We start from the raw sequence: 22057 nt of genomic DNA on the forward strand, positions 1-22057 counted from the left end.
AGGGCAACGTGCACGTGCCGGATGGATTCATCGACGCACCGGTGTCGCTCGCGGCAGGGGCCGTGGCGGTCGCGGGCGTCGCGGTCTCGCTGCGCGGCGCTCGCAGGGAGCTGGACGACCGCACCGCTCCGCTGGCCGGGCTGACGGCCGCCTTCGTGTTCGCCGCGCAGATGCTGAACTTCCCGGTCGCCTCCGGGACGAGCGGGCATCTGCTCGGCGGGACGCTGGCGGCGATCCTGGTCGGCCCGTACGCGGGCGTGCTGTGCGTCTCGGTCGTGCTGCTCCTGCAAGCGCTGTTGTTCGCCGACGGAGGGCTCACCGCCCTGGGGGTCAACATCACGCTGATGGCCCTGGTCACCGTCCCCGTCGGGTACGGCCTGTTCCGGTTGCTGCTGCGCGTCCTGCCCAAGACCCGTCCCGCCGCGAGCGGAGCGGCGTTCGCGGCGGCGGCGGTGTCGGTGCCCGCCTCCGCCCTGGCCTTCACGCTGATCTACGCGCTCGGCGGCACGACCGACATCCCGATCGGGACGGTCGCCGGCGCCATGGTCGGCGTCCATCTGCTGATCGGGATCGGCGAGGCGCTGATCACGTCGTTCGCGGTGTCCAGCGTGCTGGCCGTCCGCCCGGACCTGGTGTACGGGGCGCGCGACCTGATCAAGCCGGTGACGCTGCGCACCGCCGCCGGCACGCCCGCCGCCGTTCCCTCCGAGCCCCTGGAAAACCAGTCATGACCACCAAGCGCTTCTTCCTCGCCGCCCTGCTGGTGACGGTCGTCCTGGCCGGGTTCGTCAGCTACTACGCCAGCTCGAAGCCCGACGGCCTGGAGAAGGTCGCGCAGGAAAAGGGCATCAACGCCCGGGAGAAGGACCATGCCCTCAAGGACTCGCCCCTGGGCGACTACGGCGTGAAGGGCGTGGACAACGAGCGCCTGTCGGGCGGGCTGTCCGGCGTGATCGGTGTCGCCGCGGTGCTGGCGCTGGGCGGCGGGCTGTTCTGGGTCCTGCGCCGCCGCGGGCCCGCCCAGGACGAGGCCCTGGACACCATGGGTTCCTCTCCTGCGAAGGGCGGCTAGGTGGGGCATCGCCATGTGCACCGGCTCTACGTCCCTGGGGCCTCGCCGGTGCACCGGCTCCCGCCGCAATGCAAGCTGGTGGCGCTACTGGCGTTCGTGCTGGTCGTCGTGGCCACCCCGCGCGAGCGGATCTGGGCGTTCGCGGTGTACGCGGTGCTGCTGGCCGTCGTCGCCGCCATGGCGCGGGTCTCGTACGGGGTGGTGCTGCGCCGCACCCTGATCGAGGTGCCGTTCGTGGCGTTCGCGCTGCTGATGCCGTTCGTCGCGACCGGTGACAAGGTCACCGTGCTCGGCGGCCTGGAGCTGAGCCGGCACGGCCTGTGGGGCGCCTGGAACATCCTGGCCAAGGGCACCCTCGGCGTGATGGCGTCCGTCCTGCTGGCGGCGACCACGGAGCCGCGGATGCTGCTGCTGGGCATCGAGCGGCTGCGCATGCCACAGCTCATCACGCAGATCGCCGGGTTCATGCTCCGGTACGGCGACGTCGTGGTGGGGGAGCTGCGCCGGATGAAGCTGGCCCGCGCGGCGCGCGGTTTCGAGGCCCGCGACCTGCGGCACGCGGGGGTCCTGGCCCGGTCGCTGGGCGCGCTGTTCCTGCGGTCGTACGAACGAGGCGAGCGGGTGCACCTGGCGATGGTGAGCCGCGGCTATGACGGCCGCATGCCCGTCCTGTACGAGGTCAGCGCGACCGCAGCGCAGTGGGGGATGGCCTCTGCGCTGCCCCTGAGTGCCGGGCTGGTGGCCCTTGCCGCTTGGATGACCCCATGACCCCTTCCCTGGAGGTAAGCGGCCTCGCGTACGCCTATCCCGATGGCACCCAGGCCCTGTACGGCGTGGACGTCACCATCGCCAGGGGAGAGCGGGTGGCGTTGCTGGGACCCAACGGTGCGGGCAAGACGACCCTGGTCCTGCATCTCAACGGCATCCTGCACGGCGGCCTGGGCGAGGTGCGCGTCGGCGGCCTCCGGGTCGATCCCAAGGACAAGAAGTCGCTGCGGGAGATCCGCCGCCGGGTCGGGATCGTGTTCCAGGACCCCGACGACCAGCTGTTCATGCCGACCGTCCGCGAGGACGTCGCGTTCGGCCCGGCCAACCTGGGCCTGCGCGGCCCCGAACTGGACCGCCGGGTGGAGGACGCGCTGCGCCGGGTCGGCATGCTGGAGGCCGCCGACCGCCCGCCGCAGCACCTCAGCTTCGGGCAGCGGCGCCGGGTGGCCGTGGCGACCGTCCTGGCGATGGAGCCGGAGATCCTGGTCCTGGACGAGCCGTCGTCCAACCTGGACCCGGCCAGCCGCCGCGAGCTGGCCGAGATCCTGCTGTCGCTGGACGTGACGGTGCTGATGGTCACCCACGACCTCCCGTACGCCGCGCAGCTCTGCCCGCGCTCGCTGATCCTGTCCGACGGCGTGATCGCGGCCGACGCCCCCACGCCGGACCTGCTGGCCGACGCCGAGCTGCTGGCCGCCCATCGCCTGGAACTGCCCTTCGGGTTCGACCCGTCCGCCGCGGCCCGGCTCTGAGCCCCGCACGCCCGCCCGGGGGCCGGGTGTGCGTGCGTTCCCGTGTGTACCTGTGCGTTTCCGCTTGCGCCGGAGGCGGCGGTCGGGGAGAGTTGACTACTGGAAATGGCAACGGTTTTCATATCCGAAACGGGGCATTTGTGAAGGTTGCATTCGTCGGCAAGGGCGGCAGCGGCAAGACCACGCTGTCGTCGCTGTTCGTCAGGCACCTGGCGGCGCGGGGCCTTCCGGTGGTGGCCATCGACGCCGATATCAACCAGCACCTGGGCGCGGCGCTCGGGCTGGACGACGAGACGGCCGCGGCCGTGCCCGCGCTGGGCGACCGGCTGCCGGAGATCAAGGAGTACCTGCGCGGTGACAACCCGCGGATCTCCTCCGCGTCCGCGATGGTCAAGACGACCCCGCCCGGCGCCGGGTCGCGGCTGCTACGGGTCCGCGGCGACGACCCGGTGCACGCGCTGGGCGTGGACGTCGGCGGCGTGCGGCTGCTGGCCACCGGCCCGTTCAACGACGACGACCTGGGCGTGGCCTGCTATCACTCCAAGACCGGCGCCGTCGAGCTCTATCTCAACCACCTCGTCGACGGCCCCGGCGAGTACGTCGTCGTCGACATGACCGCGGGCGCCGACACCTTCGCGTCCGGGCTGTTCACCCGCTTCGACCTGATGTTCCTTGTCGCCGAGCCCACCAGGAAGGGCGTCGGGGTGTACCGCCAGTACACCGAGTACGCCCGCGACTACGAGGTCGCCATCGCGGTCGTCGGCAACAAGGTGCAGGGCGAGGCCGACGTGGCCTACCTGCGCGAGCACGTCGGCGACGACCTGCTGACCTGGCTCGGCCAGTCGGCGGCCGTCAGGGCGCTGGAGCAGGGGCGCGACGACGCCGAGTTGGAGGCGTCCAACAGGGCGGCGCTGGACACGATGCTCGCGGCCGTCGACGCCCGCGAACCCGAGCGCGACTGGGACCGCTACCGCCGCCAGGCCGTGGAGTTCCACATCAAGAACGCCCGGAGCTGGGCCAACCGCGCGGTGGGCGAGGATCTGGAGGCCCAGGTCGACCACGGTTTCCGCTTCCCCGTTCCGGTCCCAGGGTGAGCCGCCGCGGGTGAGCCTGCAAGGATGTCCCCCATGCGCGTGTTTCTCGGATGCGACCATGCCGGCTACGAGCTGAAGGAGCACCTGGTCGGCTGGCTGAAGGCGAACGGCCACGAACCGGTGGACTGCGGGGCGCTGGAGTACGACGCCGCCGACGACTACCCGCCGTTCGTGCTGCGCGCCGCCGAGCGCACCGCCGGGGAACCGGGCACGCTGGGCATCGTGATCGGCGGATCGGGGAACGGCGAGGCGATCGCGGCCAACAAGGTCAAGGGGATCCGGGCCGCCCTGGTCTGGAACGCCGACACCGCGAGGCTCGCCCGCGAGCACAACGACGCCAACGTCATCAGCCTCGGCGCCCGCCAGCACGACCTCGACACCGCGACGGAGTTCGTCCGGCTGTTCCTGGAGACGCCGTACTCGAAGGAGCCGCGCCACACCCGCCGGATCGACATGCTGAGCGAGTACGAGCGCACGGGCAGGATCCCAGGCTCGTCCTGAGGAGCGGCTGGGCGCCCGGGTCAGCGGGGCTCGGCCTGGGGCGGTTTGCGTCCGCCGCGCTTGTCGAGCCGGCGCCGCTCGTTCTTGGCCGCCTTGCCCCGCTTGCCGGTCTCGGAGTGGTCGGTGGACGCCGCGGGCCGGGGCGTGGCGGCCTCGGCGCCGTCCTGGCGGGGCCGCGAGACGTCCCGCGCCCGCATGGCCGCGTCCACCGTGATCCGCATACCAGGCTGTCCCATGGCCCGCCTTTCGTTCCGGCCTGCACGCCTTCGGGGTGTATGTCCATTGGACACCACCGGCCGGGAGCAGGGACAACCCGGGACGCGCGTCACCGGCGAACAGGACGGCCGCCTTCGTCCGCGCGGGGCGGGAGGTCGCACGTATGCGCGCGGTTGGTGTGGATGCTCGATACAGTGCCGGAGTCATGCTGCAACGTCTGGTCCACCTGCTCCCTCCGGGGGTCCGCGCGTTCCTGCGCCGGATCCCCGTCCTGGTGCGGATCTATCAGTGGCTCAGGCGTGGCAACCTGGCCCGTGACCGGTACGTGTTCGCGGCGCTCGCGCTGCTGACCCTGGCGATCGGGCTGATCTCGCCCGTCTCGCGGGCCTGGGCGCCGCCGAGCGCGCTCGTGCTGACCGTTCTGGGCGGCGGCCTGCTGCTGAAGGTCCGCAGCCTGGGCATCCTGCTCGGGCTGGTCGCGGTCATGATCGCCTACAACGACTGGAAGGACACCAGGGAGGTCGGTCCGGGCCTGATCGCCACCATGGCGGTCGCCGCGGTCCTCGCCCTGACCCTGGCCCGTACCCGGCAGAAGCTGGGCGTCCAGGGGTTGCGGGGCGACTCGATGCTGCTGGAGCTGCGCGACCGGCTGCGCCGCCAGGGCGAGCTGCCCGCCCTTCCGGACGGCTGGGACTCCCAGGTGGTCCTGCTCCAGGCGGGCGGCTCCTCGTTCGGGGGCGACTTCGTCGTTTCCGCCTCCGATGATGAGAAACTGGAGGTCGCGCTGGTGGACGTGTCCGGTAAGGGCACGGATGCCGGAACGCGCGCCCTGATGCTGTCCGGGGCGTTCGGTGGGCTGCTTGGATCGCTCCAGCCCGATCGGTTCCTGCCCGCCTGCAACACCTATCTGCAGCGCCAGAGCTGGGACGAGGGCTTCGTCACCGCCGTCCACCTCGTCCTGGACCTCAAGACCGGCGAGTACACGATCGAGTCGGCGGGCCACCCTCCGGCCGTCCAGTTCGACGCGGGCACCGGCACCTGGCGGGTCGGCTCGGCCAAGGGGGTCGTGCTCGGCGTGGTGCCCGACCTGCGCTGCGTCCCCGAGCACGGCAGGCTCGGCCCGGGGGACGCGCTGCTGCTGTACACGGACGGCCTGGTGGAGTCCCCGGGCCAGGACCTGGACGCCGGGATCGACCGGCTGCTGGGCGAGGCCGAACGGCTCGTCCCCGAGGGCTTCCGCAGCGGCGCGAAGGAACTGGTCAAGACGATGGCCGCGACCCGCGACGACGACTGCGCCCTCGTCCTGATCTGGCGCTCCTGACCCGCCCCGCCCGGCCGTCGCGGTGGCTCAGTGACCGTGGCCGGGGACGGAGGCGGGCGCGGTCGTGACGGGTCCCGTCCTGGCGGGCGCTGAGGGCGGCGGAGGCGAGGCGGGAGAGCCGCCGCCACCTCCGGTCAGGCTCGCGACGAGACCGCCCAGCAGGAGGACCACAGCGGCAGCGGCGGCCCCTGCCAGGACGCGGGCACGGGTGGTCGAGCGCGCCCCGACATGCCGGAGCACGGTGAAGGCCACGGTGTCCGGCCCTTCGTCGTCCCCGCCCGGACGCCCGGCGGCCGGGGCGGACCTGGAAATGATCTTCGCGGTGCCGTCGTGGACGGAGGGCAGCCCGCCCTGCTGGACCAGGGCGAGCAGCAGATCGGACGCCGGAGGGCGGTCCTTGGGGCGTTTGGCCAGCGCCGACCGTACGGGGAGGAGCAGGGGGACGGGCAGCCCGTCCAGATCCGGCTCGTCGCGCATCACACGGAGCGCGACCGCGGCCGGGTCGCCGTCCCCGAACGGCATCCGGCCGGTCGCCGCGTACGCGATCAGGCAGCCCCAGGTGAAGATGTCGGACGCCGGGGTGGCCTGCTCCCCGCCGAGCACTTCGGGGGCCATCCATCCCGGGGTGCCGAGGACGGTGCCGGCCGAGGTGAGGGCGCCGGGCGCGGCCGGGGCGTCCTGGGAGCGGGCGATGCCGAAGTCGATCACGCGGCATCCGGAGAGGGTGAGCATCACGTTGGCGGGCTTGAGATCGCGGTGGACCAGCCCGGCGGCATGGATCGCGGCCAGCGCCGACATCACGCTCACCGCCACGCCGTACGCCTCGGCTCCCGGCAGCGGCCCGCCGGTGGCGATCCGGCGTTGGAGCGAGACGCCGCCGACGTACTCGCTGACGATGTAGGGGAGGCCGTCCTCCTCCCCGTGCGCCAGGACCCGGGCCGTGCAGAAAGAGGCGACCCGGCCCGCCAGCACCGCCTCGTCCCGGAACCGTTCACGGAACGCGGCGTCGGCGGCCAGGTGCGGGTGGATGGTCTTCACCGCCACCCGGCCGTCGGAGCCGGGGGCGTGCCCGAGATAGACCGTCCCCATGCCGCCCGAGCCGATCCGGCCGAGCAGGGTGTAGCCGCCCACCAGCCGGGGGTCGCCCGCTTCCAGCGGCCGCACGTCGTCGAGGGGGCGGACGTCACCGGCCGGGGCTCCGCTGAGGTGCCCTTCCATGAAGTACTCCTCGCCCCCTTCCAGGGCCTTCGGTCCAGCCTGTCCCCCCCCGATGATCGTGCACAGTATGGTGCCCTATGAACACGGATCGTATGAAACGTGTTCGTCACGTCGATGTAGCCCCGATGGCACGCGGGCACGGCACAGTAATAACCAGTTCGGCAACCGCCCGGCTCCCGTCGGATCCTCCTCGGCGCGCGGGTGTCCGGGGTGGTTGGCGGCACCGAAGGCGATGTCCGCGCGGTCGGTACCCCAGGGGTGGGAGGCGCCGTTCCGCGCGGGCATCGATCCTTTTCTGCCGCTGCGCCCCCTCTACCCAGTTCGCCCCGCTCGATTCGCCCTGGGGCGAGCGTGACCCGCGCCGCCGGTACGGTGACGCGAAGCCGCTTTCACCGTGACTTCGTTCGTGGTGGATCCCATCATCCGGCAGATCAGGGTTTCGTCCGGCAATGGGAGGGTTACAACCCGTCCTAGCGGAGGTATCAGAGTCCCCGCCGCCAACCCCCAGGACCGGTGAACACCGCGCGAGCACGCCGGCGTGGCAACGATGGGAGGGCGACCGGGATGATGAGTCCGATCGTGCGGTGGACTCCGTCACGGTGGTCGATGCGGGCGCGTCTCACGGCCGTCGCCACCGCGGTCGCGGGCGCGCTGCTGGTCCTGGGCGCCCTGGGCATCCACGCGGCGGCGGCCCTGGACGGCGGCGGCATGGCGCTCGACCTGGCACTGGGAATCGGGTTCGCGGTCGCGCTCGGGGCGGTGGCCCGGATCCTCTGGGGCACGGTCGGCGGCGCGCTGCGTCCCGTCCAGGTGATGAGCCGGGAACTGAAGGAGATCGCCGACAAACCCGGCGAATGCCGCGTCAGCGTCCCGCCGAGCCATGACGAGGTCGCCGAGCTGGCCAGATCCGTGAACGTGACGCTGGAGCACCTGGAACGGATGGCCGAACGCAGGCACGCCTTCGTCGCCGACGCGTCCCACGAGCTCCGCAGCCCCTTGACCGGCCTGCGGACCCGGCTGGAAACGGCCTTGGCGCACCCCGAGGACGAGGACTGGCCCACGGTGGCCCGCGCCGCCCTGGAGAGCGCCGACCGGCTTCAGCGCATCGTCCGGGACCTGCTGGTCCTCGCCAAGCTGGAGGCCGGTGCGCAGGCCGAGCGGGAGAAGATCGACCTGGGGGAGCTGGTCGAGACCGAGACCGCGCGGCGCGCCGGGCGCGTGCCGATCGATGTGCAGGTCGACGACTCCGTGGTGGTCGGCGCCACCCCCTCCCACCTGGTCCGCTTGCTCACCAACCTGCTCGACAACGCCGAACGGCACGCCGAGAGCAAGGTCTGGGTCGCGGTCGGCAGCGACGGCCGGGACGCCCTCCTCATGGTCGCCGACGATGGCCCCGGCATCCCGCCCGAAGAACGCGAGCGCGTCTTCCAGCGCTTCCTGCGGCTCCCCGAAGGCCGCCGCGCCGACGGCGACGGGACGGGCCTGGGCCTCCCCATCTCCCGCGAGATCGCCCAGGCACACGGCGGCAACCTGGTGGTGGGCGACGGTCCCGGCGGTGCCCGCCTCATCTGCCGCCTCCCGCTGTATTGATCTGTGAGCGCGGGGCGGGCACAGGTGAGGTTGCGGGCGCATGCTTGGTCCAGGGAGGTTCGTATGGTGGGGCCGGGTGGGCGTGTCGGGGCTCGTGAGTTGCTGCGGCGGGTGCTGGACGAGCATCGGCCGTGGGACGTGGAGCCCCGTCCTGTGGCGGAACCGGGGTCGGCGTACGCGCGGGAGCTCGCGGCGGCGCGCGAGCGCAGCGGGTGCGACGAGGCCGTGCTCACCGGTGAGGGGCTTCTGCGGGGACGGCGGATCGCCTACGTCGTGTCGGAGTTCGGCTTCCTGGCCGGGTCGATCGGGGTGGCGACCGCGGACCGCATCGTCGCGGCGATGGAGCGCGCCACCGCCGAGGGGCTGCCCCTGGTCGCGGCGCCGTCCTCCGGCGGCACCCGGATGCAGGAGGGGACGGTCGCGTTCGTCCAGATGGCCCGTATCACCGCCGCCGTGGCCCGCCACCGCGCCGCCGGGCTGCCCTACCTGGTCTACCTGCGCCATCCCACGACGGGCGGCGTGTTCGCGTCCTGGGGCTCGCTGGGGCATGTGACGGCCGCCGAGCCGGGCGCGCTGATCGGCTTCCTGGGCCCGCGCGTGTACGAGGGGCTGTACGGCAAGCCCTTCCCCGAGGGCGTCCAGGTGGCGGAGAACCTGTTCGCGAAGGGCCTGATCGACGCCGTGGTGGGCATCGACGACCTCCCCGAGATCGCCGCCAATGCCCTGGAGATCCTGGCCTCCCGTCCCTGCCCCGCCTCGCCGCCTCCCGTGAGCTCCCGGCGAGTCCGTACGCCGTCATGGCGCGAAGTCCCGTTCGGACTCGGTGAGGACGCTCAGGAGGTGTTCGGGCGGGCTCGGAGGGACGGGCGGCCAGGGGTACGGGAGCTGCTCAGGTTCGGGGCGGACGCGGTCACGCCCATGTCGGGGACGGGCCAGGGTGAGGCCGACCCCGGCCTGCTCCTGGCCCTCGCGCGGTTCGGGGGCGTCCCCTGTGTCGTGGTCGGCCAGGACCGGCGCAGCCAGCGTCGCGGGCACCTGCTGGGACCGGCGGGGTTGCGCGTGGCGCGGCGCGGGATGGGGTTGGCGGGCGAGCTGGGGCTGCCGCTGGTCACCGTGGTGGACACGCCGGGGGCGGACCTGTCGGCCGAGGCCGAGGAGGGCGGGCTGGCCGGGGAGATCGCACGGTGCATGGCGGATCTGATCGCCTTGCCGGTTCCGGCGGTGTGCCTGCTGATGGGCGAGGGGGCGGGCGGGGCGGCGCTGGCGCTGCTGCCGGCGGACCGGGTGCTGGCCGCACGGCATTCCTGGCTGGCCCCGCTGCCGCCCGAGGGCGCCTCCGTGATCATGTATCGGACGGCGGGGCGGGCCGCCGAGGCGGCCGCGGCGCAGCGGATCGGCGCGTCCGAGCTGCTGAGCGACGGGCTGGTGGACGAGCTGGTCGAGGAGCGCCCGGACGCGGCGGACGAGCCGGAGGCGTTCTGCCGCCGGGCCGCCGCCGCGATCGGGGACGCCCTGTCGGCGCTTACCGGCAGGCCCGGACGAGGGCCGTGAAGATCTCCTGCTGGGCGGGGTCGGTGGCGGCGGTGTCCTCCGGATGCCACTGGACGCCCAGGAACCAGCCGGGACCGGGCTCCGCGTACTCCACGCCCTCGATCGTCCCGTCGGCGGCGCGGGCGGTGACCATGAGGCCGTCGGCCAGGACGTCGATGTCCTGGTGGTGGTAGCAGGACGCGGCGGCGGAGGTGCCGTCGACCGTCTTGGCCAGAAGCGTGCCGGGCTCGACCGCGACGGGGTGGACGACGTGGCGGTGGGCGCTGTCCATGTGCTGGCGAAGCGTCCCGCCGCGCACCACGTTGACGACCTGCAGCCCGCGGCACACGGCCAGCGTCGGCAGCCCGGACGCCAGCGCGTGCTCGGCCACGGCCAGGTCGAAGGCGTCCTGCTCCTCGTCGACGTCGTACAGCGCCTCGTGCGCCTCCGCCGCGCCGTAGTGGCGCGGGTGCAGGTCGCCGCCGCCGGGCAGCAGGACGCCGTCGCAGCGCGCCAGCCGTGCGGGCACCTCGGCGGGGTCGGCGGGGTGCATGATGAACGGCTCGCCACCGCCCCGCCACACGGCCTCGACGAGCGCCCGCGCGGCGACCTCGGCCCGGTACCGCAGCGCCGACGCCGACTCCGAGAAGCGCGCGGGCAGCGCGATCAACGGCCTGGTCACAGGGGGAGGCCCGTGAGGACCATGATCTTCTCTTCGGTGTAGTCGGTCATCGCGTAGAGCAGGCCCTCGCGGCCGACGCCGGACTCCTTGACACCGCCGTAGGGCATCTGGTCGGCGCGGTAGGACGGCACGTCGCCGATCACCACGCCGCCGACCTCCAGCTCGCGGTGGGCGCGGAAGGCCAGGTCGAGGTCGCGGGTGAACACTCCGGCCTGAAGCCCGAACGAGGACGCGTTGACCTTGTCGAACGCCTCGTCCACCCCGTCCACCGGCTCGACCAGCATGACCGGGCCGAAGACCTCCTGATTCCGCACCTTGGCGTCCGCGGGCACGTCGGCCAGCACGGTGGGGGCGTAGGCGGCGCCGTCGCGGGTGCCGCCGGTCAGCACCTTGGCGCCCGCCTCGACGGCCTCGTTCACCCAGGACTCGACGCGCTCGGCGGCGTCCTGGCTGACCAGCGGGCCGACCTGGGTCTTGTCGTCCCAGGGGTCGCCGGTGACCAGGCCGTTGACCGCCTCGACCAGCTTGGGCAGGAACGTCTCGTACACGGAGCGGTCGACGTACACGCGCTGCACGGCGATGCAGCTCTGCCCCGCCTGGTAGTTGGAGAACAGCCCGATCCTGGACGCCGCCCAGTCCAGGTCGGCGTCCGGCAGGACGACCGCCGCGCCGTTGCCGCCCAGCTCCAGCGTGACGTGCTTGCGCGGCACCTGGTCGCGGATGGACCAGCCGACCGGGACCGACCCGGTGAACGAGACGATCGGGAGCCGCGGGTCCTCGACCAGCCCGCCGGCCCGGTCGTTGGGGACGGTCAGGACGGAGAACATGCCCTCGGGCAGGTCGGTCTCGGCCAGCAGCTCGCCGAGCAGCAGCGCCGACAGCGGGGTGGCGGGCGCGGGCTTGAGCACGATCGGCGTGCCCACCGCGATCGCCGGGGCGATCTTGTGGGCGGCCAGGTTGAGCGGGAAGTTGAACGGCGAGATGCCCAGCACGGGGCCGCGGGGCACGCGGGCGATGTAGGCCATCCGGCCGACCGCGCCGGGGTCGGTGTCGAGCCGCTGGGTCGTGCCGCTCCAGCGGCGGGCCTCCTCGGCGGCGAACCGGAAGGTGGCGACGGCGCGGGTCACCTCGCCGCGCGCCCACAGCAGCGGCTTGCCGTTCTCGCCGGTGATCAGCCGGGCGATCTCCTCGGAGCGCTCGGCCAGCCGCCTGGACACGTGCGTCAGCGCGTCCGCGCGCACGTGCAGCGGCAGCGCGGCGGCTTCGCGGCGCACCGCGTGGGCGGCGGCGACCGCCTCTTCGACCTGTTCCGGGGTCGGTACGGCGGCGGTCCCGACGACACGGCCGTCGTACGGGTGGGTAACGGTCAGTTCCTCGTCACCGGTCGCGGGCCGACCGGCCAGCCAGAAGGGGGTCGCGTTCATACCCTCACGCTATCTCCGGTGGAGCGTTCCGCGACCCTCCAGCATGTCCAATCGCGGTGTGCGGACTGTCCGTCACGGCGAGCGCGATCCACAGCTCGGCCCGGACCGCCGGATCGTCCAGGTCGCGGCCCAGCAGCCGGGCGGCCTTGCGCATCCGCGTCCGCAGCGTGTGCCGGTGCACGCCGAGAGCGCGCGCGGCCGCCTCGCCCTGCCCGTTGGCCGCCAGGTACGCGCGCAGCGAATCGATCAGCGACGGGTCCTCCGAGCGCAGCGGCGCGAGCATCGACTCGGCGAAGCCCTGCGCCAGGCCGGGGTCGAGCAGGCCCAGCAGGCCCTGCCCCGGCAGGTCGGCATGGCAGAGGACACCGTGCGGGCTGTCGCGCCCGGCCCGGACGCGCCACGCCGCGACCAGCGCCCGTTCCGCCTGGACGAGGGCATGAGGGAGGCCCTGATCCGGTGAGCCGAGCTCGTCCACCGGGTCGCTGACGCCGACCGGGCCGCTCGCACGGGCCAGCCCGGTGACCTGCCCGGCCAGCCGGTCCGGGACGATCACCGCGCAGCGCCCGTCGTCCAGGAGCACCGCGAGACAGCGTTCGCCCGCCGGGTCCAGCTCCAGCGCGTCCAGCACCGCCTCGCCGCCCGCGCAGGCCAGCACCCGGACCGGCGGTTCGGGCAGCACGCCGTCGGCCGCCACGTCCGGGGGCAGCCCGAGCAGCAGGCCGCCGAGCGCGGCGCGCAGCCGCCGCCGCGTCCCCGGGCTCTCGGTCTGGAGGGTGAGCAGCGAGACGGCCGCGCCCACGATCGCGTGCGCGGACGGCGGCAGCGGATCCTCGGTGCCGACCGCCAGGAAGCCGTGCGGCCTGCCGCCCAGCCCCACGACCTGGACGACGACATGCCCCTCCTCGCCGGACAGCGCGACGCTGGCGGGCGCCTCACCCTGCCGCGGACGGGACGAGCGGGTCCGCCTGAGCCGTTCCAGCTCCCCGGCCAGGCCGGGGGCGCGGCGGCGGGCACGGGCCGGCTCGGCATGCCTGACCTCGCCGGACGCGTCCAGCAACAGCGCCCAGCCGCCCAGCTCCCGTGCCAGCCGGGCGATCAGCGGGCCCGGCCCCTTGAGGGCGGCCCGGGTCAGCTCCCGCTGCGCCTGGGACGACCGGGTGACGTCCCCGTACCATTCGGCGGCCAGCAGCCGCGAGACCGCCATGCCGATCGCGATGAACGGGGTGGGGCGCGGCACCTCCAGCAGCGCCAGGCCCTGCTCGCGGGCCTGGTCCAGCAGCTCGCGCGGCACGTCCTCATGGATGACGCCGACGGCGAAGCCGAGCCCGGCCACGCCCCGGTCCACCAGCCGCGCCACGTACCGGGCCGCGCCCTCGGCCGTCACCCGCATCCCCGTGGTCAGCACCAGCTCGCCGCCCTCCAGGAACGGCGTGGGGTCCTCCAGCTCGCTGACCGCGACCCACCGCACCGTGACGCCGCGCCGCAGCTCGGTCAGCGGGCGCAGGCCGAGTTGGGGCAGCGCGGCCACCTGGCGCAGGGTGGGCGGCACCTCGCGACTCCTTCCACGATCGGCGTCCGGATCGCCGGACCGTCCAGGCCGGCGGGCCCGATTCGCCGGGACGTACGGTTCAGCGTACGGCCGCGCCGTCCTATGTTCGCGCCATGAGCAGCCAGATCTTCGACGGGCCCGCCGGCCTGGACCGCCTGCCCCAGGAACGCCGTGTCGTCACCGAGATCCCCGGTCCCCGCTCGCGCGCGCTCCAGGAGCGACGCGCCGCGGCCGTGGCCCCGGGGGTGAGCAGCGTGCTGCCGGTGTACGTGGTGGACGCGGGCGGCGGCGTGGTGGTCGACGCCGACGGCAACTCGCTGATCGACTTCGGCTCCGGGATCGCCGTCACCAACGTCGGCAACGCCAACCCGCGCGTCGCCGAACGGGTCGCCGCGCAGGCCGGGCGGTTCACCCACACCTGCTTCATGGTGGCCCCGTACGAGTCGTACGTCGCGGTCTGCGAGGCCCTCAACCGGCTCACCCCCGGCGACCACGAGAAGCGCACCTTCCTGGTGAACAGCGGCGCCGAGGCGGTGGAGAACGCCGTCAAGGTCGCCCGCTACGCCACCGGACGGCAGGCGGTGGTGGTGTTCGACCACGGCTACCACGGCCGGACGCTGCTCACGATGACGCTGACCGCCAAGAACATGCCGTACAAGCACGGGTTCGGCCCGTACGCGCCCGAGGTGTACCGGATGCCGATGGCCTACCCGTTCCGGTGGCCCGGCGGCCCGGAGAACTGCGCATCCGAAGCGGCGGAACAGGCCATCGACCAGATCACGAAGCAGATCGGCGCGGGCAACGTGGCGGCGGTGGTGATCGAGCCGATCCAGGGCGAGGGCGGCTTCGTCGTCCCGCCGGACGGGTTCCTGACCGCGATCGCCGGGTTCTGCCGGGACAACGGGATCCTGTTCGTGGCCGACGAGGTGCAGACCGGGTTCGCCCGCACCGGTGACCTGTTCGCGTGCGAGCACGAGGGCGTCGTCCCCGACATCATCACCACCGCCAAGGGCATCGCGGGCGGGATGCCGCTGGCGGCCGTGACCGGGCGGGCCGACATCCTCGACACCGTCCACCCGGGCGGGCTCGGCGGCACCTACGGCGGCAACCCGGTCTCCTGCGAGGCGGCGCTGGCCGTCCTGGACGAGATCGAGAACGGCAAGCTGGTGGAGCGGGCCCGGGGCATCGGCGAGATCATGCTGCCCCGCCTGCGCGCCCTCGCCGGACGCCACGACGCGATCGGCGACGTGCGCGGGCGCGGCGCGATGACCGCGATCGAGCTGGTGCGTCCCGGCACGAAGGAACCGGACCCCGGGCTCACGTCCCGGGTCGCGCGCCGCTGCCACGAGTCCGGGCTGCTCGTGCTGACGGCGGGCACCTACGGCAACGTGCTGCGGTTCCTGCCCCCGCTGGTGATCCCCGAGCACCTGCTGCTGGAAGGGCTGGACGTCCTGGACGAGGCGTTCGCCGCCCTCTGAGGGCTTTACGGCGCCGTCTCGGGCTTGAGGCCGTAGAGGTCGGCGAGGATCTCGTAGGAGCGCAGCCGGTCCTCGTGCTCGTACACCGAGGTCACGACCATCACCTCGTCGGCCTTGGTGCGTTCCAGCAGCGCGTCGAGCTGCCCGCGGACGGTCTCGGGCCCGCCCATCACCTGCCCCGACAGCCGGGCCTGGATGATCTCCCGGTCGAACGGCGTGTACGGGTAGGCGGCGGTCTCCTCGGGGCTGGGCAGCGGCCCCGGGCGTCCCTGCCGCAGCCGCAGGAACGACAGCGCCTGCGGCGCGGCGAGCTCGCGGGCCCGCTCGTCGTCCTCGGCCGCCGTCACCGACACCGCGATCATCGCGTACGGGTGGTCGAGATCGGCGGACGGCCGGAACGACTCGCGGTACAGGTGCAGCGCCGGAAGCGTGTTCTCGGAGCTGAAGTGGTGGGCGAACGCGAACGGCAGGCCCAGCAGTCCCGACAGCCGCGCGCTGTACCCGCTGGAGCCCAGCAGCCACACGGGCGGCTCGTTGCCGGCGGCCGGGGTCACCGTGCTGTCCTTGCCGAAGTAGCCGCGCAGCTCGTGCACCTGCTCGGGGAAGTCGTCCACCGACAGCGCCTCGGGCGAGCGGCGCAGGGCCAGGGCGGTGCGCTGGTCGGTGCCGGGGGCGCGGCCCAGGCCGAGGTCGATGCGGCCCGAGTAGAGGGCCTCCAGCGTCCCGAACTGCTCGGCCACCACCATCGGCGCGTGGTTGGGCAGCATGATCCCGCCCGAGCCGACCCGCAGCCGGGACGTCGCCGCCGCGACCTGGCCGATCAGCACGGCGGTGGCGGAGCTGGCGATGCCGGGCATCGCGTGGTGCTCGGCCAGCCAGTAGCGGTGGAATCCGAGGGACTCGGTGTGGCGGGCCAGGTCGAGGGTGTTGCGCAGAGCCTGCGCCGAGGAACCACCGCTGACCACGGGGGACAGGTCGAGCACGGAGAACGGGACGGTCATGATCCGTCCAACTCCGCGGCGTCCCGTCCTCTTCCCGCTCTACGACACGTTCTACGGCGGGACCATGTTCTACGGCGGGGACTACAGCAAGCTGAGGGCCAGCGTCACGCCCGTCACGACCGCGGCGCAGACCAGCGGCATCCAGGTGACGGACGCCCACGACCACACGACCAGCCTGCGCGCGCGCTCGGGATCCTGAGGCCAGATCTCCTCGGCCTTGGTGTAGAGGACCGCGCCGACGAACAGCAGCGGGAAGAACGCCACCATCGTCCAGAGCCCGGCGAGAAAGGCCAGGAAGCGGCCGCCGCTGTTGTACGTGCCGTCCGGGCCGATGCCGGCGGCCAGGCGCGGGCCGGGAGCGGTGTAGGGGGTGGAGTGGGGACCGGGGATGGGGGTGGGAGCCGAGGCGGCGTCGGTCATGACGGTCACCGATCCAGGAGACGGCGTGTGAACGAACGTTCGCTCAAGTGACCAGGATCATACGCCTGCGCGCCGCCGCCCTCCAGGGCGGACCGTCCGCCGCCCGTCCGCGGCCGTCTGGCGCCCGTCTAGAGGGGGCTCGCAACGTCCCTCCCGGCACGCTTAGATAACCCTGCGACATCGGGAGCCGGTGGAGGGGGCGCGCGTTGGGGGAGAACGAGTCGACGGTCGGGAACCGGTATGCCGGGGTCCGGGACATCGTCCTCATCGCGGGGTTCCTCGTTCTGCTGGCCGCCGCGCTGGTGGTCGTGCTGGTCCAGGCGTGGCCGCCCGGCCCCCGCGTGTCGGCGGACGGCCGCTACGCCTTCACCCCGGACACCGTCACCGTCCGCCTCTTCGGCTGGTCGCCCCGCCTGTCGCGGGAGGCGTGCCTGTTCATCGTCGTCATGGCGGCGGGCGCGCTCGGCGCGGTGGTGCACGCGCTCCGCTCGCTCTACTGGTACGTCGGCAACCGTACGCTCCGCCGGAGCTGGCTGATGATGTACGGCTTCCTGCCGCTCGTCGGCGCGCTGCTCGGCCTGATGGTCTACCTGGTGCTGCGCGGCGGCCTGACCTCGCCGACCGGCGGCTCCTCGGACGTCAACCCCTACGGCGTCACGGCCATCGCCGCGCTGGTGGGGCTGTTCTCCCGGGAGACCGCCGAGAAGCTGAGCGCCGTCTTCGCGACCCTTCTCGCCCACCCGCGGGCGGGCCGCGACCAGGCGCTTCCCCCGCAGGTCCATTCGGTGGAACCGGCGTCCGGCCGGGTCGGCAGCCTGGTCGTCATCCGCGGCATCGGCCTGGGCTCGGCCTCCACCGTCCGCTTCGGTCAGGCGGACGCGCCCGTCACGGACGTGAGCGACACCCGCCTTCAGACCACCGTCCCGCCGGGCGCGGTCACCGGCCGCCTCACCGTGACGACCCCCTCGGGCTCCGCGACGAGCGCCACGGAGTTCACCGTCGACTGAGGGGGGCGGGCCTGCGACCGGGGCGTGGGGCGTCAACCCGTCCAGTGGCTGTGCCACACGTCGTAGGGGGCTCCGGGCAGGAGGGTGGGAAGGGCCTCGGTGTCGTCCAGCACGGCCAACCGGTCACCGGTCTTGGCCTTGGCGAACTGGACGGTGCCCGAGTAGGAGGTGCGTTCCAGCCCTTCCGGACCCGCCACCAGGGCCGTGTAGCGCGGCCCCGGAAGCTCGTCGTCGGGGATGACGGTGCCGACCACGAGACTGTTGGCGACGGTGACCCAGCTCCCCAGGGTGGCGATCTGGCGCTCGGCGCCCTGCTGCTCCCAGCGGTAGCGGAGGATCGGCTTGGAGAAGATCGGCACCAGCAGGTGCGACACGCCGCAGGCGAGCAGCTCGCGTTCCCAGCCGATGGAGCGGGTCAGGTCCTCGCAGATGAGGATGGCGAGGCGGCCCAGGGCCATGTCCAGGACGGAGACCCTGGTCCCGGGCTGGATGTGCTCCTCGGCGGTGCCGCTCGTCGGCGCTCCGGGCAGCCGCCACAGCCGCATCTGGTCCTGGTCGAGGGTGAAGCCGGAGAGCTTGTCCTGGACGAGCAGTTCCTCGCCGGTCCAGCGGTCGATGAGGACGGCGCGGTTGGGCGGGGGGTCACCAGGGCCGAGCGGGCCGCTGCCCAGCATGATGTAACGCAGCGGGTGCTGGTCGCGGTCGCGGCCGGCGGTGTCGTAGGCGACCTCCTTCCAGTGCTCCAGCAGGCCGTCCGACAGGGCGATCTCGGGCATCACCGCGATCCGCGCGCCCGCCTCGTCCAGCCGCCTGACGATCGTCCGGATCCGCTTGCGCACCGCGTCGGAGTCGACGGGATGGAGCCGGTAGAGGGTCATGTCGTAGCGGCGCTCGAACCCGATCTCGACGTCGTCGAAGGTCTCCAGCACGGGCGCGCAGCCGACGGTGACCGGCTCGTCGCGGTTGAAGTGCGCGTCGTTGACGGCGGGCAGCACGCTGTGGTCGATCCGCTCCCATTCGGCGGGCGGGACCCGGTGCACGCCGAAGAACTCGGCCTTCGTCCGCCGTCCGAGCGGGCGGCCGGGGAAGGCGCAGCGGGGCAGCAGCGCCCCGTCGCGCTCGTCGGAGTTGAGCCGCCCCTCGGTGAGGTACTGGATCAGCACGCCGCTGAGCGCGGGCGCGTCGTGGTACGGCGAGTAGGGGCTGGCGTAGGCGAGCGCGGCGTCCAGCCCCAGCAGGATCGCGAACCGCCCGCGGTCGCCGTCCGCCTCGATGATCTCCTCGGTGAGGTCGGGGTCGAGCCGGCCGAGCGCCAGGACGGTCTCGCAGATCTCGTCGGCCCGGCGCCGTACCGCCGGGTCGCGGTGCCAGTCGGTCGCCTGCCAGCCCTGGAATCGATGGTCGGGAAGCGCGTCGTAGAGCCGGATGAAGAGATCAGCAGGATCGGCGGGGTGGGCCGGGGCAGGCGCCGCCCACTGATCCGTCATAAGCGCCCCCAGGGGGTTGACAAGGGTGGTCACGTGAGGTCGATCGATGCTAACTCCGGCGAGCGGCTTCGATCAGTTGCATCCGATACAGAAAGTGGCGCCCGGGTTCGCGAGAGTGGATACCGGAACGGTCACGCCCTCCTCGCGCCGCGGGCAGGTCCCCCTCGACCGTGGTGCGGCTCATGGTGACATTCCGGAGATTCCTCACTTGACATTCACTTGGCGTCGACGCACCCTGGAAGGGTCCGTCCTCCCCGAGACCCGTGAGGTGACCCGTGAATCCGAGGGCGCGCGCGAAGGGTCCGTTCCCGCAGATCGGACATGACCGCAGGTCGGAGGCCCGGCGGCTGATCGGCTCCATGGAGCACGGCAAGGGGGTCGGCGACGGCCACTTCAGCGCCCTGGGCATGCTCATCACCGACGCGTCGCTCTGTGCGGACGAACCGGCGCTGGTCGAGGTGCAGGACGGCCTCCAGTGGCTGGTCCGCACCCACTATCTGGACGTCCCGGCGTTGGACGGCGACCAGCGCGAGCAGCGCGGCCGGATCCTCGGCCTGATCGACACCGTGCAGTGGGCACTGCGGCGGCTGCCGTCAGGGCTCCAGCTCAGCCTGCACCCGAACGGTCACGCGGCTCGCTTCCTGGTGGCGGTGGCGCGGCGGCAGGGCATGTCCAACAAGGAGCTCGCCGCCGAGCTCGGCACCGACGAGACCGAGATCAGCCGGGTGGGGCGCAAGCTGCTGGCGGCGGGCGTGGTGTGGCGCCGCAAGGAGTGGCGCCACAACGCCTGGGACATCACCCCCCGCGGGCGCCAGTACGCGGAGACCGCGGGCCTGCTCCAGGAGGACGAGGCGGCGGTCCGCGTTCCCGCCGAGCATCCCGCCCCACGCGAGGGCGCGCGTGCCGAGGCGGACGCCCACGGGCTCCCCGGCGAGGCCCCGGAGCCGCGCGACCGTTCCGGACGGGCACGCCCCGAATTCCAGGGCCGCGAGGAGGGCGGGCGCGCTCAGGGGAGGTCGCGGCGTTCCGAGGGACGCGGCCAGGGCTGATCTCTCAGGGGCCGGCGATGGCGGCTTCGACCTCCGGATAGTCGACGACGTCCTGGCCGGCCATGGTGAGCAACCGGTCGCGGACCCGCGCCTCCTGCGGCATCCGCAGCAGCCGGAAGATCCGCAAGGCGCTCGTCCAGGACGCGCGGGCGGCCTCGCGTTCACCTGCCCACAGCTGGATCCTCGCGAGGGCGTCGAGGGTCTCGGCCTCGCCGGGCCAGTCCCCGATCGCCCGGAAGATCTCCAGCGCGGGACGGTAGTGCGCGACGGCCCGGTCGGGCCGGCGCAACCGCTGGTAGGCGTGGCCGAGGCCGTATCCGGCCCACCCTTCGGCGCGCCGGTCGGCCTGTCGCGCCAGTCTCAGCGACCGCTGGAACTGCTCAAGTGATTCGGCATAGCGGCGGCCACCGGCGTAGGAGAAGCCCAGGCCGCCCAGCGCCCATGCCTGGGCGCCGCGGTCACCCACTTCCGTGGCGATGTGGAGGGTCTCGCGGTGCAGCAGGGTCGCCTCTTCGTAGCGTTGCAACCTGCGCACGGCCAGGCCGAGGCCGTGCAACGCCCATGCCTCGCCCATCCGGTCACCGATGCGCCGGAAGAGAGGCCGCGCCCGCAGCAGATGGTCGGCGGACTCGTGGAACAGCCACCTGTCCTGGCAGGCGTAGCCGAGGGCGGTCAGGGCGCGGGCTTCGCCTTCCTCCTCGGCGGCGTCGCGTGCCGAATCCAGCGCGGTGCGCAGCATGTCGACCCAGTCGACCCAGGGGCCGCGCAGGCTGAACAGCTCCCACAGGGCCAGCGGCAGGCGCCAGCCGATGTCGTGATTGCCTGTGGCGGCCGCGTGACGGGCGGCGGCCATCAGGTTGACGCGTTCGGCCTCGCACCACTGGTGCGCGTCCCACATGGACGCGAACGGATGCGCTTGCGCCTGCCGGCCGTGCAGGGAGAGCGAGATGGTGCGGCGCTGCGTGCTCAGAGCGTCCCGTGCGTCGTCGGCGGTGTGCAGGTACCAGGACAGGGCACGGCGGACGGCGCTGTCGGCGTCGTCCTCGCCGCCTTCGGTCACGGCCAGTTCTGTGGCGTACTCGCGCGGCGGCCCGGTGAGGCGGTAGCGGCCGGCCGGGGTCTCCACGAGCAGGTGCGCGCGGGCGAGGGTGTCGAGAAGGCGGCGGGTCTGGGCGGTGGTGGCACCGGACAGGGCGGTGGCGGCGGGCACCGAGATGTCCGGGCCTGGGTGCAGCGCCAGCAGGCGGAACATGCGTGCGGCCGGGGGCGCCAGCGCGGGACAGGACGATCCCAGGACGGTACGGGGCTCGTCCGGCAGCCGCAGCCATCCCCAGGCCATCGTCTCCTTCACCCGCACCGGCACTTTGTCGAACGCGCCGAACTCGCCGGCCTCCTGGTGGTGGACGACCTCGCCGTAGAACCATTGGGAGACGATCAGCGCCAGGTCGGCCTGCGAGGTGCGCAGCGCCTCCTTCAGCGGCTTCGACTCCAGCAGCCGGAACGTCTGGTTGATCGACGTCCCGGCCACGCCATGGGCGTCGAACTGCACCTCCCCGGCGTTCAGCGCGACCCGCAGCCGAATCCTGGCGCTGGGCGGGGCCTGGCGGTTGTGCTCGGCGAGCGCGGCGGACAGCGCTGACATGAACGGCCCGGCCAGCAGTCCCTTCGGGATCTCCGGCGGCACCAGGATCAGCACCCCGTCGCCCCGGTCCTCGCGGTGGCAGCGCTCCCAGCGCAGCGCCGACCGGCCGAACGCCGTCTCCAGGGCCTTCCGCAGGGCGGCCCGCACCGCGACCTGGACGGGGTTGGTCCGATCGGGACGGCAGAACTCCTCCACGTCCGCGCACAGGATCGTCCGGTGCACCGCCAGCATCGTCCTACGCGTCGTTGCGTCGTCC

The 22057-nt window shown here is 73.1% G+C and carries 21 protein-coding genes; 12 read left to right on the plus strand and 9 right to left on the minus strand.

Going from position 1 to position 22057, the window contains the following annotated elements:
- Positions 1 to 8 precede the first annotated feature (8 nt).
- The 6 genes from QSK21_RS25235 (at position 9) to QSK21_RS25260 (ending at position 4187) form a co-directional block, all read left to right on the plus strand.
- Positions 9 to 731, plus strand: a complete 723-nt coding sequence (locus QSK21_RS25235) for an energy-coupling factor ABC transporter permease (RefSeq protein ID WP_285699430.1) — start codon at positions 9 to 11, stop codon at positions 729 to 731.
- Positions 728 to 1072 (plus strand): PDGLE domain-containing protein, encoded by a 345-nt coding sequence (locus QSK21_RS25240; protein WP_285699432.1) that lies wholly within the window; start codon positions 728 to 730, stop codon positions 1070 to 1072. Before QSK21_RS25235 ends, QSK21_RS25240 begins: the two co-directional genes overlap by 4 nt.
- The gene (cbiQ, locus tag QSK21_RS25245; protein ID WP_285699433.1) at positions 1073 to 1840 is read left to right on the plus strand and encodes a cobalt ECF transporter T component CbiQ; all 768 of its coding nucleotides are present in this window, start codon (positions 1073 to 1075) and stop codon (positions 1838 to 1840) included.
- On the plus strand, positions 1837 to 2592 hold the full coding sequence (locus QSK21_RS25250; protein WP_285699434.1) for an energy-coupling factor ABC transporter ATP-binding protein: 756 nt from the start codon (positions 1837 to 1839) through the stop codon (positions 2590 to 2592). The genes cbiQ and QSK21_RS25250 overlap by 4 nt, the downstream gene beginning before the upstream one ends.
- A 140-nt stretch (positions 2593 to 2732) precedes the next feature.
- Positions 2733 to 3686, plus strand: a complete 954-nt coding sequence (locus QSK21_RS25255) for an ATP-binding protein (protein ID WP_285699435.1) — start codon at positions 2733 to 2735, stop codon at positions 3684 to 3686.
- 33 nt (positions 3687 to 3719) lie between these two features.
- Positions 3720 to 4187 carry a ribose-5-phosphate isomerase gene (locus QSK21_RS25260; RefSeq protein ID WP_285699436.1) on the plus strand — a complete coding sequence of 156 codons (468 nt, stop codon included), beginning with the start codon at positions 3720 to 3722 and terminating at the stop codon, positions 4185 to 4187.
- 20 nt (positions 4188 to 4207) lie between these two features.
- Here the strand turns inward: QSK21_RS25260 and QSK21_RS25265 are convergent, their stop codons facing one another.
- Positions 4208 to 4423: a hypothetical protein gene (locus QSK21_RS25265; RefSeq protein ID WP_285699438.1), complete on the minus strand. Its 216-nt coding sequence runs from the start codon at positions 4421 to 4423 to the stop codon at positions 4208 to 4210.
- 185 nt (positions 4424 to 4608) lie between these two features.
- On the opposite strand from QSK21_RS25265, the gene QSK21_RS25270 reads away from it, so the two are divergent.
- Positions 4609 to 5724: a PP2C family protein-serine/threonine phosphatase gene (locus tag QSK21_RS25270; protein WP_285699440.1), complete on the plus strand. Its 1116-nt coding sequence runs from the start codon at positions 4609 to 4611 to the stop codon at positions 5722 to 5724.
- A gap of 27 nt (positions 5725 to 5751) precedes the next feature.
- Here the strand turns inward: QSK21_RS25270 and QSK21_RS25275 are convergent, their stop codons facing one another.
- Entirely contained in the window at positions 5752 to 6942 is a 1191-nt protein-coding gene (locus QSK21_RS25275) for a serine/threonine-protein kinase (protein WP_285699442.1), read from the minus strand.
- A gap of 606 nt (positions 6943 to 7548) precedes the next feature.
- On the opposite strand from QSK21_RS25275, the gene QSK21_RS25280 reads away from it, so the two are divergent.
- A complete protein-coding gene (locus QSK21_RS25280; protein WP_285699444.1) occupies positions 7549 to 8532 on the plus strand; it encodes a sensor histidine kinase in 984 nt (327 codons plus the stop codon).
- A 63-nt stretch (positions 8533 to 8595) separates the two neighbouring features.
- Positions 8596 to 10083: a carboxyl transferase domain-containing protein gene (locus QSK21_RS25285; protein WP_285699446.1), complete on the plus strand. Its 1488-nt coding sequence runs from the start codon at positions 8596 to 8598 to the stop codon at positions 10081 to 10083.
- Here the strand turns inward: QSK21_RS25285 and QSK21_RS25290 are convergent.
- From QSK21_RS25290 to QSK21_RS25300, 3 genes are read right to left on the minus strand one after another with little or no spacing between them, the layout of a single operon-like run.
- Complete coding sequence (locus tag QSK21_RS25290) at positions 10055 to 10744, minus strand: gamma-glutamyl-gamma-aminobutyrate hydrolase family protein (RefSeq protein WP_285699448.1); 690 nt, start codon at positions 10742 to 10744, stop codon at positions 10055 to 10057. The two genes, QSK21_RS25285 and QSK21_RS25290, sit on opposite strands and share 29 nt — an antisense overlap.
- On the minus strand, positions 10741 to 12168 hold the full coding sequence (locus QSK21_RS25295; RefSeq protein WP_285699449.1) for an aldehyde dehydrogenase family protein: 1428 nt from the start codon (positions 12166 to 12168) through the stop codon (positions 10741 to 10743). Before QSK21_RS25295 ends, QSK21_RS25290 begins: the two co-directional genes overlap by 4 nt.
- Before the next feature lie 4 nt (positions 12169 to 12172).
- Entirely contained in the window at positions 12173 to 13717 is a 1545-nt protein-coding gene (locus QSK21_RS25300) for a PucR family transcriptional regulator (protein WP_285699450.1), read from the minus strand.
- Positions 13718 to 13830: 113 nt separating this feature from the next.
- Between QSK21_RS25300 and gabT the strand changes: the two genes are divergently transcribed.
- Positions 13831 to 15195, plus strand: a complete 1365-nt coding sequence (gene gabT / locus QSK21_RS25305) for a 4-aminobutyrate--2-oxoglutarate transaminase (protein ID WP_285699451.1) — start codon at positions 13831 to 13833, stop codon at positions 15193 to 15195.
- Between the two features lie 5 nt (positions 15196 to 15200).
- On the opposite strand, the gene QSK21_RS25310 is transcribed toward gabT, so the two are convergent.
- Both QSK21_RS25310 and QSK21_RS25315 read right to left on the minus strand, forming a co-directional pair.
- Positions 15201 to 16196 (minus strand): LLM class flavin-dependent oxidoreductase, encoded by a 996-nt coding sequence (locus QSK21_RS25310; protein WP_285699452.1) that lies wholly within the window; start codon positions 16194 to 16196, stop codon positions 15201 to 15203.
- 81 nt (positions 16197 to 16277) lie between these two features.
- Positions 16278 to 16625, minus strand: a complete 348-nt coding sequence (locus QSK21_RS25315) for a hypothetical protein (RefSeq protein ID WP_285699453.1) — start codon at positions 16623 to 16625, stop codon at positions 16278 to 16280.
- Positions 16626 to 16822: 197 nt separating this feature from the next.
- Between QSK21_RS25315 and QSK21_RS25320 the strand changes: the two genes are divergently transcribed.
- Positions 16823 to 17623 carry an IPT/TIG domain-containing protein gene (locus QSK21_RS25320; protein WP_285699454.1) on the plus strand — a complete coding sequence of 267 codons (801 nt, stop codon included), beginning with the start codon at positions 16823 to 16825 and terminating at the stop codon, positions 17621 to 17623.
- 32 nt (positions 17624 to 17655) lie between these two features.
- Here QSK21_RS25320 and QSK21_RS25325 read toward each other — a convergent pair whose 3' ends face one another.
- Entirely contained in the window at positions 17656 to 19110 is a 1455-nt protein-coding gene (locus tag QSK21_RS25325) for a carbon-nitrogen hydrolase family protein (protein WP_285699455.1), read from the minus strand.
- Between the two features lie 275 nt (positions 19111 to 19385).
- Between QSK21_RS25325 and QSK21_RS25330 the strand changes: the two genes are divergently transcribed.
- Positions 19386 to 20159 carry a helix-turn-helix domain-containing protein gene (locus tag QSK21_RS25330; RefSeq protein WP_285699456.1) on the plus strand — a complete coding sequence of 258 codons (774 nt, stop codon included), beginning with the start codon at positions 19386 to 19388 and terminating at the stop codon, positions 20157 to 20159.
- 4 nt (positions 20160 to 20163) lie between these two features.
- On the opposite strand, the gene QSK21_RS25335 is transcribed toward QSK21_RS25330, so the two are convergent.
- Positions 20164 to 22023: a tetratricopeptide repeat protein gene (locus QSK21_RS25335; RefSeq protein WP_285699457.1), complete on the minus strand. Its 1860-nt coding sequence runs from the start codon at positions 22021 to 22023 to the stop codon at positions 20164 to 20166.
- Between the last annotated feature and the right edge of the window lie 34 nt (positions 22024 to 22057).

It is taken from the genome of Actinomadura sp. NBRC 104412 (assembly GCF_030269515.1).
Lineage (GTDB): Bacteria > Actinomycetota > Actinomycetes > Streptosporangiales > Streptosporangiaceae > Spirillospora.

Excerpts from the sequence above, each read along its gene's own strand:
- QSK21_RS25265 (WP_285699438.1), bottom strand. The coding sequence starts at position 4,423 with ATGGGACAGCCTGGTATGCGGATCACGGTGGACGCGGCCATGCGGGCG.
- QSK21_RS25240 (WP_285699432.1), top strand. The coding sequence starts at position 728 with ATGACCACCAAGCGCTTCTTCCTCGCCGCCCTGCTGGTGACGGTCGTC.
- QSK21_RS25275 (WP_285699442.1), bottom strand. The coding sequence starts at position 6,942 with ATGGAAGGGCACCTCAGCGGAGCCCCGGCCGGTGACGTCCGCCCCCTC.
- QSK21_RS25295 (WP_285699449.1), bottom strand. The coding sequence starts at position 12,168 with ATGAACGCGACCCCCTTCTGGCTGGCCGGTCGGCCCGCGACCGGTGAC.
- gabT (WP_285699451.1), top strand. The coding sequence starts at position 13,831 with ATGAGCAGCCAGATCTTCGACGGGCCCGCCGGCCTGGACCGCCTGCCC.
- QSK21_RS25280 (WP_285699444.1), top strand. The coding sequence starts at position 7,549 with ATGCGGGCGCGTCTCACGGCCGTCGCCACCGCGGTCGCGGGCGCGCTG.
- QSK21_RS25325 (WP_285699455.1), bottom strand. The coding sequence starts at position 19,110 with ATGACGGATCAGTGGGCGGCGCCTGCCCCGGCCCACCCCGCCGATCCT.
- QSK21_RS25285 (WP_285699446.1), top strand. The coding sequence starts at position 8,596 with ATGGTGGGGCCGGGTGGGCGTGTCGGGGCTCGTGAGTTGCTGCGGCGG.
- QSK21_RS25250 (WP_285699434.1), top strand. The coding sequence starts at position 1,837 with ATGACCCCTTCCCTGGAGGTAAGCGGCCTCGCGTACGCCTATCCCGAT.
- QSK21_RS25270 (WP_285699440.1), top strand. The coding sequence starts at position 4,609 with ATGCTGCAACGTCTGGTCCACCTGCTCCCTCCGGGGGTCCGCGCGTTC.
- QSK21_RS25260 (WP_285699436.1), top strand. The coding sequence starts at position 3,720 with ATGCGCGTGTTTCTCGGATGCGACCATGCCGGCTACGAGCTGAAGGAG.
- QSK21_RS25310 (WP_285699452.1), bottom strand. The coding sequence starts at position 16,196 with ATGACCGTCCCGTTCTCCGTGCTCGACCTGTCCCCCGTGGTCAGCGGT.